Annotated in this window: 19 protein-coding genes and 1 tRNA gene; 14 read left to right on the top strand and 6 right to left on the bottom strand. The window is 50.7% G+C overall.

The genetic code is table 11. The annotated features are described in order from the left end of the window. Window positions 1-188: 188 nt before the first annotated feature. The 6 genes from OXF42_07635 to rpsB are packed head-to-tail and all read right to left on the bottom strand — an operon-like array spanning window position 189 to window position 7,166. Window positions 189-1,454: a putative DNA binding domain-containing protein gene (locus OXF42_07635; GenBank protein MCY4047956.1), complete on the bottom strand. Its 1,266-nt coding sequence runs from the start codon at window positions 1,452-1,454 to the stop codon at window positions 189-191. Next, window positions 1,447-4,224 (bottom strand): AAA family ATPase, encoded by a 2,778-nt coding sequence (locus tag OXF42_07630; GenBank protein MCY4047955.1) that lies wholly within the window; start codon window positions 4,222-4,224, stop codon window positions 1,447-1,449. Before OXF42_07630 ends, OXF42_07635 begins: the two co-directional genes overlap by 8 nt. Before the next feature lie 31 nt (window positions 4,225-4,255). Beyond that, window positions 4,256-4,822, bottom strand: a complete 567-nt coding sequence (gene frr, locus OXF42_07625) for a ribosome recycling factor (protein MCY4047954.1) — start codon at window positions 4,820-4,822, stop codon at window positions 4,256-4,258. Then, window positions 4,819-5,559, bottom strand: coding sequence for a UMP kinase (gene pyrH, locus OXF42_07620; GenBank protein ID MCY4047953.1), 741 nt, complete (start codon window positions 5,557-5,559; stop codon window positions 4,819-4,821). The genes frr and pyrH overlap by 4 nt, the downstream gene beginning before the upstream one ends. A gap of 12 nt (window positions 5,560-5,571) precedes the next feature. Further along, a complete protein-coding gene (locus tag OXF42_07615) occupies window positions 5,572-6,177 on the bottom strand; it encodes a translation elongation factor Ts (GenBank protein MCY4047952.1) in 606 nt (201 codons plus the stop codon). Window positions 6,178-6,179: 2 nt separating this feature from the next. Continuing rightward, on the bottom strand, window positions 6,180-7,166 hold the full coding sequence (rpsB, locus tag OXF42_07610; protein MCY4047951.1) for a 30S ribosomal protein S2: 987 nt from the start codon (window positions 7,164-7,166) through the stop codon (window positions 6,180-6,182). 97 nt (window positions 7,167-7,263) lie between these two features. Here rpsB and OXF42_07605 point away from each other — a divergent pair, with 97 nt between their 5' ends. The 14 genes from OXF42_07605 to OXF42_07540 form a co-directional block, all read left to right on the top strand. Further along, on the top strand, window positions 7,264-8,157 hold the full coding sequence (locus OXF42_07605; GenBank protein ID MCY4047950.1) for a YegS/Rv2252/BmrU family lipid kinase: 894 nt from the start codon (window positions 7,264-7,266) through the stop codon (window positions 8,155-8,157). Between the two features lie 9 nt (window positions 8,158-8,166). After that, window positions 8,167-8,880 (top strand): lysophospholipid acyltransferase family protein, encoded by a 714-nt coding sequence (locus OXF42_07600; protein MCY4047949.1) that lies wholly within the window; start codon window positions 8,167-8,169, stop codon window positions 8,878-8,880. Then, window positions 8,877-10,529 (top strand): non-ribosomal peptide synthase, encoded by a 1,653-nt coding sequence (locus tag OXF42_07595; GenBank protein MCY4047948.1) that lies wholly within the window; start codon window positions 8,877-8,879, stop codon window positions 10,527-10,529. Before OXF42_07600 ends, OXF42_07595 begins: the two co-directional genes overlap by 4 nt. A 48-nt stretch (window positions 10,530-10,577) precedes the next feature. Then, window positions 10,578-10,660, top strand: a tRNA-Ser gene (locus OXF42_07590). 61 nt (window positions 10,661-10,721) lie between these two features. After that, entirely contained in the window at window positions 10,722-11,525 is an 804-nt protein-coding gene (locus OXF42_07585; GenBank protein ID MCY4047947.1) for a DUF4065 domain-containing protein, read from the top strand. Beyond that, the gene (locus OXF42_07580; GenBank protein ID MCY4047946.1) at window positions 11,509-11,874 is read left to right on the top strand and encodes a hypothetical protein; all 366 of its coding nucleotides are present in this window, start codon (window positions 11,509-11,511) and stop codon (window positions 11,872-11,874) included. Before OXF42_07585 ends, OXF42_07580 begins: the two co-directional genes overlap by 17 nt. 3 nt (window positions 11,875-11,877) lie before the next feature. Next, window positions 11,878-12,057 (top strand): hypothetical protein, encoded by a 180-nt coding sequence (locus OXF42_07575; protein ID MCY4047945.1) that lies wholly within the window; start codon window positions 11,878-11,880, stop codon window positions 12,055-12,057. Window positions 12,058-12,100: 43 nt separating this feature from the next. Next, the gene (locus tag OXF42_07570; GenBank protein MCY4047944.1) at window positions 12,101-12,346 is read left to right on the top strand and encodes a type II toxin-antitoxin system prevent-host-death family antitoxin; all 246 of its coding nucleotides are present in this window, start codon (window positions 12,101-12,103) and stop codon (window positions 12,344-12,346) included. Continuing rightward, a complete protein-coding gene (locus tag OXF42_07565) occupies window positions 12,346-12,732 on the top strand; it encodes a type II toxin-antitoxin system VapC family toxin (protein ID MCY4047943.1) in 387 nt (128 codons plus the stop codon). Before OXF42_07570 ends, OXF42_07565 begins: the two co-directional genes overlap by 1 nt. 78 nt (window positions 12,733-12,810) lie before the next feature. Further along, window positions 12,811-12,966, top strand: coding sequence for a hypothetical protein (locus tag OXF42_07560; protein ID MCY4047942.1), 156 nt, complete (start codon window positions 12,811-12,813; stop codon window positions 12,964-12,966). Between the two features lie 204 nt (window positions 12,967-13,170). Further along, a complete protein-coding gene (locus tag OXF42_07555) occupies window positions 13,171-13,647 on the top strand; it encodes a macro domain-containing protein (protein ID MCY4047941.1) in 477 nt (158 codons plus the stop codon). Then, window positions 13,634-14,299: a DUF4433 domain-containing protein gene (locus OXF42_07550; protein MCY4047940.1), complete on the top strand. Its 666-nt coding sequence runs from the start codon at window positions 13,634-13,636 to the stop codon at window positions 14,297-14,299. Before OXF42_07555 ends, OXF42_07550 begins: the two co-directional genes overlap by 14 nt. A 12-nt stretch (window positions 14,300-14,311) precedes the next feature. After that, complete coding sequence (locus tag OXF42_07545) at window positions 14,312-14,848, top strand: macro domain-containing protein (GenBank protein ID MCY4047939.1); 537 nt, start codon at window positions 14,312-14,314, stop codon at window positions 14,846-14,848. A gap of 49 nt (window positions 14,849-14,897) precedes the next feature. Continuing rightward, window positions 14,898-15,428 (top strand): hypothetical protein (locus tag OXF42_07540; GenBank protein MCY4047938.1); only part of this gene is annotated, 531 nt, incomplete at its 3' end.

The raw sequence follows: 15,428 nt of genomic DNA, 5'->3' as shown, positions 1-15,428 counted from the left end.
CCGTGTGGGCAAATATCATGCCAAACACGCCGAGCACCACCTTAAAACGGTGAAAAACACGGAGTTTCGGAATGACACCCGACAACATACGCAACATCTCATAATGGATGACCACCGCCAGAGCCACAAGAGGCATGATGATAAAAGAAGAGAGAAACATCATCATGACAGTTCAATTACCCCTGTCTTCATCTTTTCAAGTCAGCTTCCTTGGGCGACGGAGTTGCGTATATTGTCAGTAGAAGTTCAGTGTCATCAATCAATTGATATTCTGGTCGTTGCCCTGACAATTTTTCACTTTCTGAGAGGATTATAGGTACGCCTTCTCCTCGCTTGTCCATGAGAAAATTGCGATCAATCGGGTAATCAGTAGAAGGCACCGGGCACTTGGCAAGCAGACTCGTAAGCAACTCATTACGGGCGGATTGACGGAGAGGAAGGGTGTCAATCGTCATGGTATTGGGGATTGCGCCGGGAGAAAATATCTCAAGACGGTCCGCAAATAAATGTAACCGCACCTTGGAACCATAGATAGAATAGTCCCTGTGTGCCACAGCATTTACCACCGCTTCAAATACTGCCCTCATGGCATATTGCGGAATGTCCCGTCGCGCAGGCTCTTTAACGGCATATGTCCTCATGTTCTTTTCAACGAATTTGCAGGCATCTTCTATTTGTGCGTCCAAAGGCCCGGCAATATCCTTTGCGTCAAGTTGATAAGCCGCATTTCGTTCCGTCCCGCGATAAGCCACAGCCTGAATGAAAGCGTTTGGAAGGAACTGTTGGGGTTCTTTGCATCCCATCAATATACCACTGACACTTGGATATATGTTGCCGTCTTCGTCTTTCACCAGAAGTCTGAGTTTAAACAAAAACTCTTCTTCATCTTTTGGAGAGAGCGGTGTTTTGAACCGTGCCAATAAACTCCTGTCAAGACTGTCAAGGGAAGCGTCAGGGACAGATTGCTCATCAAAACGGATTATCCTTGTCTGGCTTCGCTGTTGCATCAATCGGGTTAAAATCTCAGGGGACATCTGCCGTTTTGAACTACCTATCCGGTAAAAATACCCGCTTGGGCTTTTATGGACGTGCAGACTCTTGGGAACATCCACTCTGATAATGGCCCGCTCCGTGCCATCTTCTGTGACAACAAGAACTTTTCTGATACGGCATAAAAGCTGGGGAGTAATAAGGCCATTGCATATACCACGAATCCAAGTTTCCACCACATCCAGTTTGTCATCGGGAATGCCTGTTACTGTTTTGGACTTGTCATCAACACCTAATACAAAAACTCCATTGGCAGTATTTGCCATTGCGGCCAGTTCATCGGCCATAGTGTTACTATGGGGATTGTTAACTTGGTTCCCCCTGTAGCGAAGGTCTTTGACTTCAAAAGAAGAGTCTTCCCCCAGCCGAATCTGTCTCAACAACGCATCTGTAGTTTCAAGCATGGTTCAATTCCAGTTTTATTCGCCTGTAGCGTTTTTCAAAGGCTTCCTCACCACCTTCCATAATATCGCATATGGCTTTGCGAATTCCAGATTCTTCCAGACCTTCCTGCCGGTCAAGTTGTATCTGGCCGACCGCAAACTTTAAGACATGCACCAATTCCGAGTCGCCGTTCACAACTATATTGGGGTTGTGAGTGGCAATGATAATCTGACGCCTACTTTTATTTTCATGAATCTGTTTGACAATTAGGTCATATATCAAGGCATTGTCCAGATCATCTTCTGGCTGGTCTATAATCAGCGGCTCTTTGCCGTGGCTCAGCAGAAAAGCAAGAATTGCCGATGCTTTTTGACCAGCGGAGCCTTTTTCCACGTTTTTAAATTCCCCAGAATTTGGGTCTTGAGCGTATTTGACACGCAACATATCTTCCGGCCACCATGAGTCCAGATGGTCAAAAGCAGCAGGTTGCTCTTTCAGCAAATCTTGTAGGCGGTTATCAAAACGCCTGTCAAACTCTGACCGTTTGCCATTTGCAATATCTAATGTCTTCTCTTTGATTTCCGAGATAATTTCTGGCAAATCTGACTCAGATATACTGAGGTTATCTTCCCATTTGTAGAGATCCCAAAGTATTCCTTCCCCAGCACATATCGCATTAGCAAAGGGACCGTCTCCCAGATGAAGGATGGATCTGTATTCGCTTTCCAGTTCCCTTATCTCACCGTATTGGACAAGGTCCATTTGCACAAAGTCATTTGAGCCGATGACTTTGTGCAAAAACTCCTCTCTCTTCTTGAACAATTCAAGGCGCAGTTGTTGGAAGTTCAACAGACAATTTTCAATTTGTTTGTCAGTCTCTGCGACTTCTTTCCGAATGGATTTCAGTTTGTTTAATTGTTGTTGGAGTAGGTCACGGTTCTGAACCCACTCACCATAAACCGAGATACTCAGTTCGCTCTGCTTTTCCTCATACTCTTTGACCAGCGCATTGTAGTTGTCAATGCTTGCCTGTAAGGCTTGATGCCATTTGCTTGATGAAATGGACTTCATTCTTTCATTTTTGAGTTTGTCAACATCTCCGGCGATTTTTCCTAAATCTTCGCCTATTTTTTTCAAATCTTGTGAAGATTGTTCATGTATACTCCGGATTTCATCAGTACTTTCATCTTGCTCTTCAAATAAATGAGCGGGGAAATCAGACAATTCTGCATCAGAAGCAACCCTTCTTACTTCAGCCGAAAGGTCATCAAAGATTCGGTTATCTGGAAGCGCATTTTTTTGTTGGCTGCGCTTTTGATACTGCTTTAGTATCTCGCCATGTCCTTTTTCTTCATATTGATTGAGGTCGTTTTCAACATCATTCAGGTCTATGTGAATCTGCTCCTCTTTGGACAATTGTCGCAACAACTCTCTTTTCCGTTCTCTTAATTGCAGAAACTGACTCTCTATACTTTTCCAGCGGGAGTCCCACTCCGCCTTGTCCACTTCGGGTGAGCGATCAATAATATTTAGTAACCCTCGTGAATTAGATGCTAACTCATCAATCTGTTTTTGACTGAAAATGTTTATCGGGAATCGCTCTTTTATTTTGTCGGTTTCTATAATTTTCCACTTTTCATCGGTTTTTTCTTCCAGCACAGCGCCTTCACCACTTTGTCTCCAATGGACCCGGTAGTTTTTACCTCGCCGGTGAAGTTCCAGTAAGATTTCCGTATTGTTCAACATAGCCCCTTGTTCTGATGATAGACGCATGAACTTGTCTAACCATGTCTTCTTCACATTCGGTGCTTCAGTAGCTAAACTTTGGTCGTGGCGTAAGGCGATACGTATTGACTCAAGAATTGTTGACTTCCCGGTGCCTCGCCCACCGATAACCGAGTTAAAGTGTGGATGCAACGGAATCGTAAAGGGATCCTTACGACCACAGTGATTCATATTCTCAATAGTTAGTTTGGACAAGAAAACATCAGGGAGGTGATTGGGATCTTCTTCTTGGTTTTTTACGCAGAATTCCTGATCCTGCAATGCCAGCCGCACCCCTTCAATTGATGGTCTGCTCATTTTGACCCAACTGTAGCGCTTTCCAATATCGTCCGGCTTATGAGAGTCGGAGCCTCTCACTTTGGCAAGACCCTCCACCGCTTTTTTCAACTGCGGGTCGGCATCGTCAAATTTGTTTGGGTCACAAAATTCGGCGACAAATATAGATTTCAGACTTTTTTCAAGTTCCGGCGTTAGCGAGGTAGTTTCTTCCAGTAATCCTTTCTTATGATCAATATGTGCGGGTATGGCAATGCCGTCCGCATTCTTGATTTTGTTAACAACTCCGGCAAAATCAAGTCCCTCTGTTTCGGTATGTTTTTTATCGCCATGTCCGGATGTAATGCCGCAAGCACCCAACACCCGGATCACTTTATTGCTATCGCAGTTTGGATCAAAAATAGCCAGCAGATGAACACCACTCCTGCTATCGGCAACAGTGATTTCAACTCCGGGGAAAATAGTAAGAGATTTGTACCAGTCAGGCTTTACATTAAGTTTTCGCAGTTCTTCGTTTTTTTCTTTTAACTTATCAATCCAGCCGCCTGAATTATGGTCTGTGACCGCCACGCAATCAAGGTTGGACTCCATAGCTTTCCGCAACCATTCTTCCGGTTGAATTTCTTTACAGGACTTATCACCCTGACCGTAATCATTGGATGCGGGCGTATGCGTGTGAAAATCAAACTTCCACCATTTGCTTCCGAGGAAAGTCCAGTTTTCTGTCATCTCGTTTTCAACTCGGTGTTGTGACCGCTCCTCAAATCTCCGCTATCTCTTTTTCCTTCTTCTCAAGCAGCGCGTTGATTCGCGCTATGAACTTGTCAGTTGATCCCTGTATGCCGTCAAGCGCTTTCTTGCTCTCGTCCTTTGACATCTCGCTGTCTTTTTCCATCGCCTTGACCCTCGTGTTCAAATCCTTTCTCGCCTGCCGGATGGAAACCCGGTGGTCTTCCGCTATTCTGCCCGCAACCTTTGTCAACTCGCCCCGCCTCTCCCCGCTGAGCGGCGGCACGGAAAGCCGTATCGCCTTGCCGTCCCTCACCGGCGTGAGGCCAAGGTCGGACTGGTTTATCGCCTTCTCTATCTCGCCCGTAACCGTCTCGTCCCACGGCTGTATAAGAACCGTCTGCGGGTCGGGCGCGCTCAGCCCCGCAATCTGACCCAGCGGCATCTTTGCGCCGTGATAGTCAACCTCAAGCCCCTCTATCAATCCCGTGGACGCCTTGCCCGTCCTTATCTTCGCAAGTTCGGACTCAAATGCGGAGACGGTCTTTTCCATCCTGCCCGCCGCCTGTCCGGTGATTTCAGAAACCGCGCCGCTCATTTTGCCCCGTTCCAGACCCTTGTCCCGATCTTCTCGCCGAGAACAGCCCTTTTCATGTTGCCCTTTTTGAACAGGTCAAACACCACTATCGGAATGCCGCTCTCCATGCACAGCGATATGGCGGTCGTGTCCATCACATCCAACTCCTTCTGTATCGCCTCCATGTAGGTCAGTTCCTCAAACATTGTCGCATCCCCGTGCTTTTTGGGGTCTTTGTCATATATGCCGTCCACCTTTGTTCCCTTCATCACTACATCCGCCCCGATTTGAAGGGCGCGCAGAGACGCCGCCGTGTCGGTCGTGAAAAACGGGTTGCCCGTTCCCGCGGCGAAGATCACCACCCTGCCTTTCTCAATGTGCCGGAGCGCGCGGCGCTTTATGAAGGGCTCGGCCACCTGCTTTATCTCAAGGCCGCTCTGAACCCTCGTGTCAACGCCGTGCTTTTCAAGATAGTCCTGAAGCGCAATGGCGTTTATCACCGTCGCAAGCATCCCCATGTAGTCCGCCGTTGACCTGTCCATCCCCTTTGCGCCGGGGGAACTGCCCCTGAAAAAATTGCCCCCGCCGATTACAAGGCCAATGTCAACGCCAAGTTGCGCAAGGTCTCTCAACTCCGCCGCCACCTTGTCCAGAGTGGCGGAGTCTAAGCCGAATTCATCTTTTCCCTGAAGGGCTTCGCCGCCTATTTTCAGAAGGATTCTTTTGTAAAAGGGTTTTTTCTTTCCGTCCGGCGGCATGGCGGGCGAGCCTCATTCAACGGACTCTCCAAGTTGAAACCTGGTGAATCTTCTGACCACAATGTTTTCGCCCGTCTTGGATATGGCGGCCGATACAAGGTCGCCAATCTTGGTTTTCGGCTCCCTGATGTAGTCCTGCTCAAGGAGGCACACCTCTTTGCAGAATTTCTCAATGCCGCCCTCAACCATCTTTTCCAGCACCTTTTCCGGCTTGCCGGACTCCTTTGCGCGCGCGAGGATGATTTCCCTTTCCTTCTCAAGCGTTTCGGCGGGAATTTCCTCCCTTGAGGTGTAAAGCGGGGCGGTCGCCGCTATCTGCATGGCTATCTCTCTTGACAGGCCCGAGAACTCCTCGTTCCTCGCCACAAAATCGGTCTCGCAGTTGATTTCCAGCATCACCCCTATCTTGCCGCCCGGATGAATGTATGAGGCGACTATACCCTCCGGCGTTTCCCTGCCGGTTTTCTTTGAGGCGCGGGAAGCGCCCTTTATTTTGAGGATGTCAAGCGCCTTGTCCATGTTGCCGCCGGACTCCTCAAGAGCCTGCTTGCAGTCAATAAACGAAGCCCCCGTGCGGTCTCTCGCCTCTTTTACCATTGCAGAACTTATATCCGCCATGCCTAACTCTCCGCCTCTCCCTTGTCCTCTTCTTTCTCCGCCGCTGCGGGTTCGGGCTTTTCCGCCGCTCCGCCGCTTTCCGGCTCTTTCCCCGCCGCCGCGCTCCGCGGTTCGTCCTCTTCCTCTTCCTCCCCTCCGAACTTCCTGAACACATGGACTCTCTTCTCAACTATCGGCCCGTCTTCCTGCCCGGTTTTCTCCCGCGCCTCCTCTTCGGGAAGGTCTTTGACCGTCTCCGCATACACCGCCGCGCCCTCCGCGCAAGCGTCCGCTATTTTTGACGTGAACAGTTTTATCGCCCTCATGGCGTCATCGTTTGTGGGGATGATGTATTCAACGCCTGTGGGGTCGCAGTTTGTGTCCACAAGGCCGATGACCGGTATGCCGAGTTTTACCGCCTCTTTGAAGGCGTTTGATTCTTTGTGAGTGTCAACGATGAATACCGCGTCCGGAAGCCGCTTCATTGAGGCAAGCCCGCCGATAAGCCCCGACAGTTTCGCCGCCTGTTTTCTGAGTTTGACGGCCTCCTTGTAGGGAAGCATGTCCATCTTTTTCTCTTCCTCGTTCTTCCGGAGTTCCTCCAGATACAGCAGCCGCGAACGTATCGTGCCGAAGTTGGTGAGCGTGCCGCCCAGCCACCGCAGGTTTACGTACGGCATGCCGCACCTTTCGCTTTCCTCTTTGATTATGCCGCTCGCCTGCTGTTTTGTTCCCACAAACAGAACAATGCCGCCCTTTGAGGTCAGTTCAACGGCAAACCTGTAGGCGACCTTGAACAACTCCACGGTCTTTTGAAGGTCTATGATGTGGACGCCGTTGCGCACGCCGAAAATGTGGGGTTTCATTTTCGGATTCCAGTAGCTTTTCTGATGCCCGAAATGCGCGCCCGCCTCAAGCAGCCGCTTCATTCTTATCTCATCGCCTTCTTCGGGGGCGTCCTGGGTCTCCGCGCCTCCGGGCTCTTCGTAGTGTTCGGTTTCTTCACTCATCCTGTTGATTTTCTCCGCCCGCCCGCTTGCGGGCAGGGCAAGTTTCTACACAAATGCGGAGTTTTTATCAAGTGCCTTTCTGTTATAGTTGACCTCTATGTCCGGAGGCCGCTCGCACCTTTTTATAATCAATCCCGCCGCCGGGCAGGGCGGCACGGCGGTTTCCGAGGGGGAAATCTCGCGGTTCTGCCGGGCGCGCGGGGCGGATTTTGAGATTCGCCGCACCTCCGCCCCCGGAGATGCGGGGCGCATTGCGTCCGCCGGGGTGAAGGAGGGTTTTGCCCGGATTGTGTCCGTGGGCGGAGACGGAACTTCAAGCGAGGTTGCCCGCGCGGTGGCGGGCACGGGGGTGATAATGGGCGTTGTGCCGGCGGGGAGCGGAAACGATTTCCCCTCCGCGTGCGGCGTTCCCTCCCCGGCGGAGGACGCCCTTGAGGCGGTGTTTGCGGACAGCCGCCTCAAGGTTGACGCGGGCTCGCTTGACGGCAGGGGGTTTGTGAACGGCCTCGGCATAGGGATGGACGGGGCGATTGCGGCGGGGTTTCCCCGCTTCCGTTTTCTGGGCGGGTTTGCCGGATACCTTGCCGCGGCGGGCGCGGCGGCGGTAACTTTCAGGGGGTTTGCCGCCGCCGTGCGGTCGCCCGGAGGCGACGCCGGGGGGCGCTGCCTGCTTGCCGGGGTTTCAAACGGGCCGAGCCAGGGGGGGTTCAGAATCTCGCCCGCCGCAAAGCCCGATGACGGGCTTCTGGACTTCCATTTTATTTGCGACATGCCGCCGCCGCTGAGGGTTTTGCGCCTTGTGTCGGTGATGGCGGGAGCGGCGGGCGGCGGCTGGATAAGCAGGTTTCAAGCCGCCTCCGCAATCATTGAGACCGAAACCGACCTTCCCGCCCACATGGACGGAGAGCCGTTTGTTCTGGAGGCGGGGGAGCATGAGATTTCAATACGCAAAGGGGCGCTGAGTGTGCTTTCTCCGGCGGGGAGCGTATAATCCGCCGTGTTGCGGAAGGTCAAATCCGTGGTGGCCGTGGCATTGTGCGCGGTTGCCACGACCGTTTTCGGAATTGCGGGGGTAAGTTTTTCGCTTGCCGCGCCGCGCCTTGTGATACCGCTTGCCGTCCGCCCGTGGGGAAAGGCGCTGCTTTTGTGCCTCGGCGTGCGGCTGAGGGTGGGCGGCATTGAAAATATTCCGCGCGAACCGTCTGTTATAATGTACAATCATCAAAGTTCCGTTGACATCCCGGCTCTTGTCGCTTCCCTGCCGGGGCGGTATAAACTGGTTATGAAGGATGAGGTTCTCAAAATCCCTTTTGTGGGATGGGTTTCAAAGTTAAACGGGCACTTTTTTGTGTCGCGGGACGGCGGAAGCGGAGACTCAAGGCAACTGAAACTTATGGCGCGCGCAATTCGTGAGAAAAAACAGACCCTCGTGCTCGCCCCCGAAGGGACGCGGAGCGAAAGCGGCAAACTGCTTGATTTCAAAAAAGGCGGCTTTCTGCTTGCGGCGCTTTCGGGCGCGCCGGTTGTTCCGATGGTCATACGGGGCGGCATAGGCGTAAAGCCGAAGCGCGGCCCGCTTAAAACCGGCGGGGAGATGAGCGTTGATTTCCTCCCCCCCGTCCGCGCGGCGGAGGGCTCCGGAGGAAGGGCGGCGATGGACATGCTTGAGCGCGAAACCAGAGACGCAATGCTGCGGGGGCTGGAGCAACAATGAACCGGATAGCGGACGTTGACCTTAAAACCATAGTTTCCCTGACGGGCATGCCCCGGTTGCGCAATGTTGCCAACCCCACAGACCCGCGCGCCATGGCTTCAAACGTGAGGGTGGCTTTCCGCCCCGTCCCGCCGCGATACGGGAACGGGCGCATCAGGGAGTTTTCCGGCGAACTGAAGGCGAGTCTGCTCCGGATTGGCGTTACGGTTGTTCCGTGGGAGGAGGCGACCGTTCAGGACGGCGCGTTTGGAATCCTGTCGCGTGTTTTCAACATCCGGCGGGTCAAGAGAGACATCAACGCGGTGGTGGACGTAAAAAGAGAGCCGTCCATACTGCGCAGGGCGCTCAGCGCAATTGCCGAGGCCGTTTACCTTTATGTGAGAAAGCCCGGCAGGTCTGTGATGGAGATTCTCAAGATCAGCGGCTGGGCGGACGACTTCACGCAGAAATACATTCAGGACCCGTTCAGCACGCAGGTCATAACCATCGTTCCGCTTGAGAGCGAGTTTGAGGACGAGAACACCACCTACGATGTGAAGATAGAGATAGGGCTCAGCCACCTGATAGGCACGATGTCTGAGATAGTGATAGGGGTGTCGGAGGACAATTTTGCCATAATCAACATGAACCTTTCGGACTCGGTTTACTCTCACGGGCAGCTTGACGGGTTTGTGCTGAACTCGCTTGTTCCCAAAATTTACGCGCCCATAAAGCCGCCCATTCTCAGCAGGTTCAAAATCTCCGAATACAATCCGGCGGAGAATGAAAACACGGGCGCGCTGGCGAGTCTCGGCAAGATGGTCAGGCCGACGGGGCTGTTTCCCGAAGGGTATAAGTTCAGCGAGCGCATAAGCCGCGTTTCGCACCGCGATGTGCTCAGCAACATACTTGACGGCAGAACGGGGGTTTCCTACGGCTTCATAGCAATAGTTGAGCCGCCCGAATACAAGGGCGAGAGAGACATAACCGAGGCGGAGTGGAACGCCTTTGCCCCGGTCAGGGGGATGAGCGATGTGAGGGAGTCTTCTCTGGGCAGGTGGTATATCAGGATAAATGTCGGCGGCAGGGAAATCTTCAGGCAGATTCCCGACCTGTGGACGGTAACCTCGCGGTCGGGTTGCGACAAAACCAATCTTGACCCCATGACGGACATTGTGCGCATAGGCATCATCAACGGGCAGTTGCATTTGCAGATACCGGCGGGCATGGACCTTTCGCGCCGCGACATACGCCCCTCTTTTGACACTTTTGTCATTCTTGCGCAGGCGTTTTCCTTTGCCCTTTACATGCCGGAGGTGGTTGAAAAGGACGGCATATCCATACTGCATTTTCACGGATACCCGTCTCCCGAATGGTTTCGGGCGGGCGAGGTGTGCGAGGGGGCGGACAATCCCTCCCTGCCGTGCGGAACGGTTGAGGCGGCGCTTTTGAACTATGCGGCGGTTTACAAGGTGGCGGACAGTCCGCCCGCGGACGGCGATATGAAAATTCTGTGTCTTGTTGAGAGCGATCACGGGGTCAACATAGTGGGCGCGGACAGGGGCTACATGGTGGACAGGCTGAAAAACGGCGCGGAGCGCGGCAGCATAATGCTCGGCGGCAAGTATCTTTCAATGCTCAAACAGCAGGCGGGGCGTCCGGCGGCTTGAAGCCGTTCGGTTGCCTGATGAAATCCGTTATAATTCCGTTGTTCAAACGGAGGGCTGGCAGAACGGCTAATGCACCGGTCTTGAAAACCGGCGTCCTCACGGACTTGGGGGTTCGAATCCCTCGCCCTCCGCGTGTTTGTTTTTCTTAACATCGTTCTTGACAGTATTTTTAACATTATTTAGGCTGTTGATATGCCAAAGGGAGGTTCAACAGCCATGGTTAAGGGTGTCGCCGGATTTATAAAGCGGCAGAGGATTAAAAGGGATATGACTCAGGAGCGGGTTGCTTCGGAGATGGGATTGACCCGCCAGACTTACGGTCAGATAGAGAGCGGGAAGCGGGACATTATGCTTTCGGAGGCGAAGAAACTTGCCGCCGTTTTCGGCATGTCTCTCGGCAGTCTGGTTGCTCTCAGGGATGACGGGTATGAAGTTATTCTTGAGGAAACGCCGGAAGGGGAAGCCGCGCCCGCGCCGCAGATTCGCGTTACCCGCGAGGACCTTGAAAAGTTCAAACAGGTTTTGCTTTACGTGCTTTGCGAGGTCGGCGGCAAGCCGAATGTCGGTGAAACCGTGCTGCATAAACTTCTGTATTTCATTGATTTTGACTACTACGAGAAGTTTGAGGAGAGCCTTATGGGGGCTGCATACATCAAGAACACTCACGGCCCCACATCGGTCGTTTTCTCAAAGATAGTTGAGAGGATGGCGGAAGAGGGGAAGGTTATAAAGGTGGACGCCGATTATTTCGGCAAACCGCAGAAAAGATACATTGCGCTGAACCCTCCCGACCTCAGCGCTCTTTCGGCGCGGGAGGTCAAGCATATTGACGATGTTCTGGCGCGTCTTTCCGACAAAAGCGCAAGAGAGATAGCGGACTATTCCCACGGGGATATTCCGTGGAGAATAGCGAAGTCCAACGAGGAGATTTCCTATGAGGCTGTTTTCTACCGGGATGAAAAATACTCCGTAAGGGATTATGAAGATGATCTTTGATGAGTTGCTGGAGTTCCAACGGGAATTCAAGAAACTTGAGAAGAAATACAAATCCCTGCCTGATGACTTCGGGCAATTTTGCAGGGTTGTTGAAGATGACCCGAACGGAAAGAACAAAAAACACTTCAGCACTCTTTTTCACGATGAGTATGTGAGGGTTGTAAAAGCGCGTTTTTTCTGCCTGTATCTGAAAAGGTCATCCCTGCGCATTGTCTATGCGTATGCGGAAAGTGAGGATAGGGTGGACTTCATTGAACTGTATTACAAGGGGGACAAGGAGAATGAGGACGGGGAGAGGGTGGAGAGGTATTTGAAGGAGCGGGCGGCGGTGTCGTCCGGTATAGTTTGACCGATGAAAAAGGACACAAGCAAAGACAAGTTGCAGCAAAGCCCGAAGCGCAAAGACCGCAAAATCGGCTCTCTTAAAGGCAAGATTTGGATATCTCCCGACTTTGATGACCCCTGCCCTGAGATTGAGGAGATGTTTTACGGGAAGACGGAAGAAGAGGACTTGACCTTAAAGCCACAATGAATATAGTTTAGTCAGACTTAGCCAATACAAGGAGGTGGCAGTTATGAAAGTGAACATGCACGAAGCGAAGTCTCAACTTTCCAAACTTGGAGAACTTGCTTGGAAAGGCGAGGAGATAGTCATTGCCAAAGCGGGCAAGCCTTATCTGTCTCTCACTCCCTACCGCAAAAAGCGCAAAGACCGCAAACCCGGTTCACTCAAGGGCAAGATTTGGATATCTCCCGACTTTGATGACCCCTGCCCGGAGATTGAAGAAATGTTTTACGGGTCGCTTGACGAAGACAAGTAATGCTCCGTTTGTTGATTGATACGCATGCGTTGCTGTGGTGGTTTGAGGACAGCAAAAAGATAGGAAAGCAGACCGACAGCGCTCTCAGGAACGGAGAGAATGAAATTTTTGTAAGCGCCGTAACGGGTTGGGAGATTGCCATTAAAAGCAATCTCGGCAAGTTGAAAGCTCCTCCGGACCTGGAATCAGTCATTCTTAAAGACGGCTTTGACACTTTGCCTTTAACTTTCTTTCACGCCCGGCGGGCGGGTGAACTACCGCTTCATCACAGAGACCCTTTTGACCGCATGCTTGTCGCCCAAGCGCAAGCGGAAGGTCTTACAATCGTTACAAGGGATGAAAAAATTGCTCTTTACGGAGTGAGCACCTTAGATGCGAGGGAGTAGGAGTTTCACTCTCTTGCGCTCTATTGAAATGTGTTTAGATTAAAACCATCGGCAACTTGCCGATAAGGAGTAAGAACAATGGGAAGAACACCGAATGATGACAGAAGCGACAGCATGAACCCGAACAATGACGCTTACCAGTCAAGCATGGACAACCACACAGACCAACTCAACCCGAACAATGACGAATATAAGGGTGAGGACAAGGAAGAGACGGAAGAAGAAGATGAATAAAGCGGTTTGCCGGTAACACACGAAACCATCGGCAACTTGCCGAGAGAGGCTTTAAAGATGAAAAAGACACCAAACAAGAGGGCTGATGTCAAAAACCAGAACAACCCCGCTTACAAGGCGGACAGGACCAATCGCAACAAACAGCGTAAGTCCAACAACCGGAAGACGGGGAACAACAAGAGCGGGAAGAAGTAATAAAGCGGTTTGTCAGTAACACACAAAACCGGCGGCAGTATCTTTGATGAGCGGGTTGACGCCCTTGTCAACCCGGTCAACTGTGTCGGCGCGATGGGCGCGGGGCTTGCGCTCCAGTTCAAAAAAGCGTTTCCCGAAAACTTCAGGGCGTATGCCGAATTGTGCGAAACCGGCGGCTTGAGAACCGGGGAGATGTTTGTCTTTGAAACGGGCGCGATGTTTCCCACGCATATAATCAACTTTCCCACCGAAAGGCATTACAAAGACAAGAGCAGTATGCAATACATAGAGGACGGGCTTCTTGCCCTTGTGGATGAGGTTGAAAGGCGGGAGATTGAGTCAATCGCCATTCCGGCGCTTGGGTGCGGGTTAGGGGGGCTTGATTGGGGGGATGTCAAGCCGCTTATAGTCGGGATGTTTGAAGATATGGAAGAGGTTGAGGTGGTGGTGTTTGAACCGCAGGAGGAAGGGGATGAGTGTTCCTGAAAATCCCAAAATCTATCACATAGTGCATGTTGACAGATTGCCTCACATTCTTGAGGAGGGTTTTCTTTTGTCCGATTCAGAGATGAGTAAGCGTAATCATTCTGGCACAAAGATTGGCAATCCAAGAATCAAGGAGAGGAGGCTTTCTAGAAAATTAAAAAGTCATCCTGATTTGTCGGTGGGTGATTGCGTGCCGTTTTATTTTTGCCCCCGCTCGCCAATGCTTTATGCAATCCATAAGCAGAATGAAGATCTTGAGTACAAGGGAGGAGAGGACGAAATCATTTATTTGGAAGCAGATTTGCACGAATTTGTCTCACGGATAATAGACAAGAATCTTCGTTATGCCTTCACAACTTCAAACGCTGGGGCTTCTAATTTTGAGGACTATTCATCTCTTGACGATTTGGACAAGATAGATTGGGGAATTATCGGATCACATAGTTGGTGGGATGGTCAAGACACAGAAGAGGACAAAGAAAGAGCAAAGCAAGCAAGGCAAGCGGAATTCTTGGTTGAAGGACGGTTCTCTTGGCTCTTAGTTTCCAATGTGTATGTTAAAGTTCCCCGTGTGAGAGAGCAAGTCTTGGAGTTTTTAAAAATGACATGGCGAAGGCCCCCTGTTGAAGTGAAGCGGGAATGGTATTATTGAGGTAAGGGTCAGATGTCTATTACATACAAAACCGGCGGCAACATAGTTGATGAAAGCGCCGATGCGCTTGTTAATACTGTCAACTGTGTTGGAGTGATGGGGAAGGGTGTAGCCGCAGAGTTCAAGAAACGCTTCCCGGACAACTTTGACAAATACGCCACCGCTTGCTCAAAGAACAAGATCAAGCCGGGAGAGATGTTTATTGTTAAAACCGGTTTGATGTTTCCGGGTTACATTGTCAATTTCCCGACAAAGCAGCATTGGCGCGGTGGTAGTAAGATGCAATACATAGAGGACGGTCTTAAGGATTTGGTTACAAAGATTAAAAGGCGTAAAGTTCAATCAATAGCAATGCCGCCATTGGGGTGCGGATTTGGAGGGTTGAAATGGTCGGAGGTTCGCCCGCTTATTGAGAAATCTTTTGAGAAGATGGAAGGTTTAGATGTTACGATCTTTGAGCCACAGGATTCTCCTTCGGATGAGTTTAGCTACTTGGAAGGAGATATGGAAGGGACATTGGGGCAAGCGGTGATGATGGAGAAAGGCTAGGGGAATGAGTCTTCTCTAATGAGCAATTTTATGGTAGTGTATCTGGATTATGAGTAATTTCACGCAAGGAAAATTATCAATCAAAACCCTTTCTCTTTGGGATGAGAATGCTCGCTTCCCGGATATATACTTTAAGAAAACAGAAGAAGAGTTGGTAGATTACTTTGTTTCTGAACAAGGATTCAAAATATATGAATTCGCCAAGGAAGTCGTAAATGAATTTGACCTTCCTCAGATTGAAAAATTAGTTGTTCTGGATCTGAACAATAGAAAGATAGTTTTGGAGGGAAATCGTCGCCTCACAGTTTATAAGCTTTTGGCTAATCCAGAGATAGCCAGCAACGAGAATGTTCGAAGTCGGTTCAGGGAACTAAAGAAACGAATACAAATCAATAGTGATTTTAGGCTTGAGTGTATAATTACAGAGGACAAAGATTCAGGCCTTCGTTTCGTTGAGAGAAAACATCTGAAGAGTAATAATGAAATTCCTTGGGGAGATAATGAAAGGGCTCATCATAATGCTCGTATGGGTAATGCACGAAAAAAAGAACTGTTAAAAGTTGCCATTACTGAAAAAATA

It is taken from the genome of Candidatus Dadabacteria bacterium, assembly GCA_026708565.1.
Taxonomy (GTDB): Bacteria; Desulfobacterota_D; UBA1144; order Nemesobacterales; family Mycalebacteriaceae; genus Mycalebacterium.
The sequence above is the reverse complement of the archived record's forward strand: the minus strand, read 5'-3'. Positions and strand labels throughout refer to the sequence as shown.

Bases quoted from the DNA above. Each gene is read 5' to 3' on its own strand.
- OXF42_07635 (MCY4047956.1), bottom strand. From the start codon at position 1,454: ATGCTTGAAACTACAGATGCGTTGTTGAGACAGATTCGGCTGGGGGAA.
- OXF42_07630 (MCY4047955.1), bottom strand. From the start codon at position 4,224: ATGACAGAAAACTGGACTTTCCTCGGAAGCAAATGGTGGAAGTTTGAT.
- frr (MCY4047954.1), bottom strand. From the start codon at position 4,822: ATGAGCGGCGCGGTTTCTGAAATCACCGGACAGGCGGCGGGCAGGATG.
- pyrH (MCY4047953.1), bottom strand. From the start codon at position 5,559: ATGCCGCCGGACGGAAAGAAAAAACCCTTTTACAAAAGAATCCTTCTG.
- OXF42_07615 (MCY4047952.1), bottom strand. From the start codon at position 6,177: ATGGCGGATATAAGTTCTGCAATGGTAAAAGAGGCGAGAGACCGCACG.
- rpsB (MCY4047951.1), bottom strand. From the start codon at position 7,166: ATGAGTGAAGAAACCGAACACTACGAAGAGCCCGGAGGCGCGGAGACC.
- OXF42_07605 (MCY4047950.1), top strand. From the start codon at position 7,264: ATGTCCGGAGGCCGCTCGCACCTTTTTATAATCAATCCCGCCGCCGGG.
- OXF42_07595 (MCY4047948.1), top strand. From the start codon at position 8,877: ATGAACCGGATAGCGGACGTTGACCTTAAAACCATAGTTTCCCTGACG.
- OXF42_07585 (MCY4047947.1), top strand. From the start codon at position 10,722: ATGCCAAAGGGAGGTTCAACAGCCATGGTTAAGGGTGTCGCCGGATTT.
- OXF42_07580 (MCY4047946.1), top strand. From the start codon at position 11,509: ATGAAGATGATCTTTGATGAGTTGCTGGAGTTCCAACGGGAATTCAAG.
- OXF42_07575 (MCY4047945.1), top strand. From the start codon at position 11,878: ATGAAAAAGGACACAAGCAAAGACAAGTTGCAGCAAAGCCCGAAGCGC.
- OXF42_07570 (MCY4047944.1), top strand. From the start codon at position 12,101: ATGAAAGTGAACATGCACGAAGCGAAGTCTCAACTTTCCAAACTTGGA.
- OXF42_07565 (MCY4047943.1), top strand. From the start codon at position 12,346: ATGCTCCGTTTGTTGATTGATACGCATGCGTTGCTGTGGTGGTTTGAG.
- OXF42_07560 (MCY4047942.1), top strand. From the start codon at position 12,811: ATGGGAAGAACACCGAATGATGACAGAAGCGACAGCATGAACCCGAAC.
- OXF42_07550 (MCY4047940.1), top strand. From the start codon at position 13,634: ATGAGTGTTCCTGAAAATCCCAAAATCTATCACATAGTGCATGTTGAC.
- OXF42_07545 (MCY4047939.1), top strand. From the start codon at position 14,312: ATGTCTATTACATACAAAACCGGCGGCAACATAGTTGATGAAAGCGCC.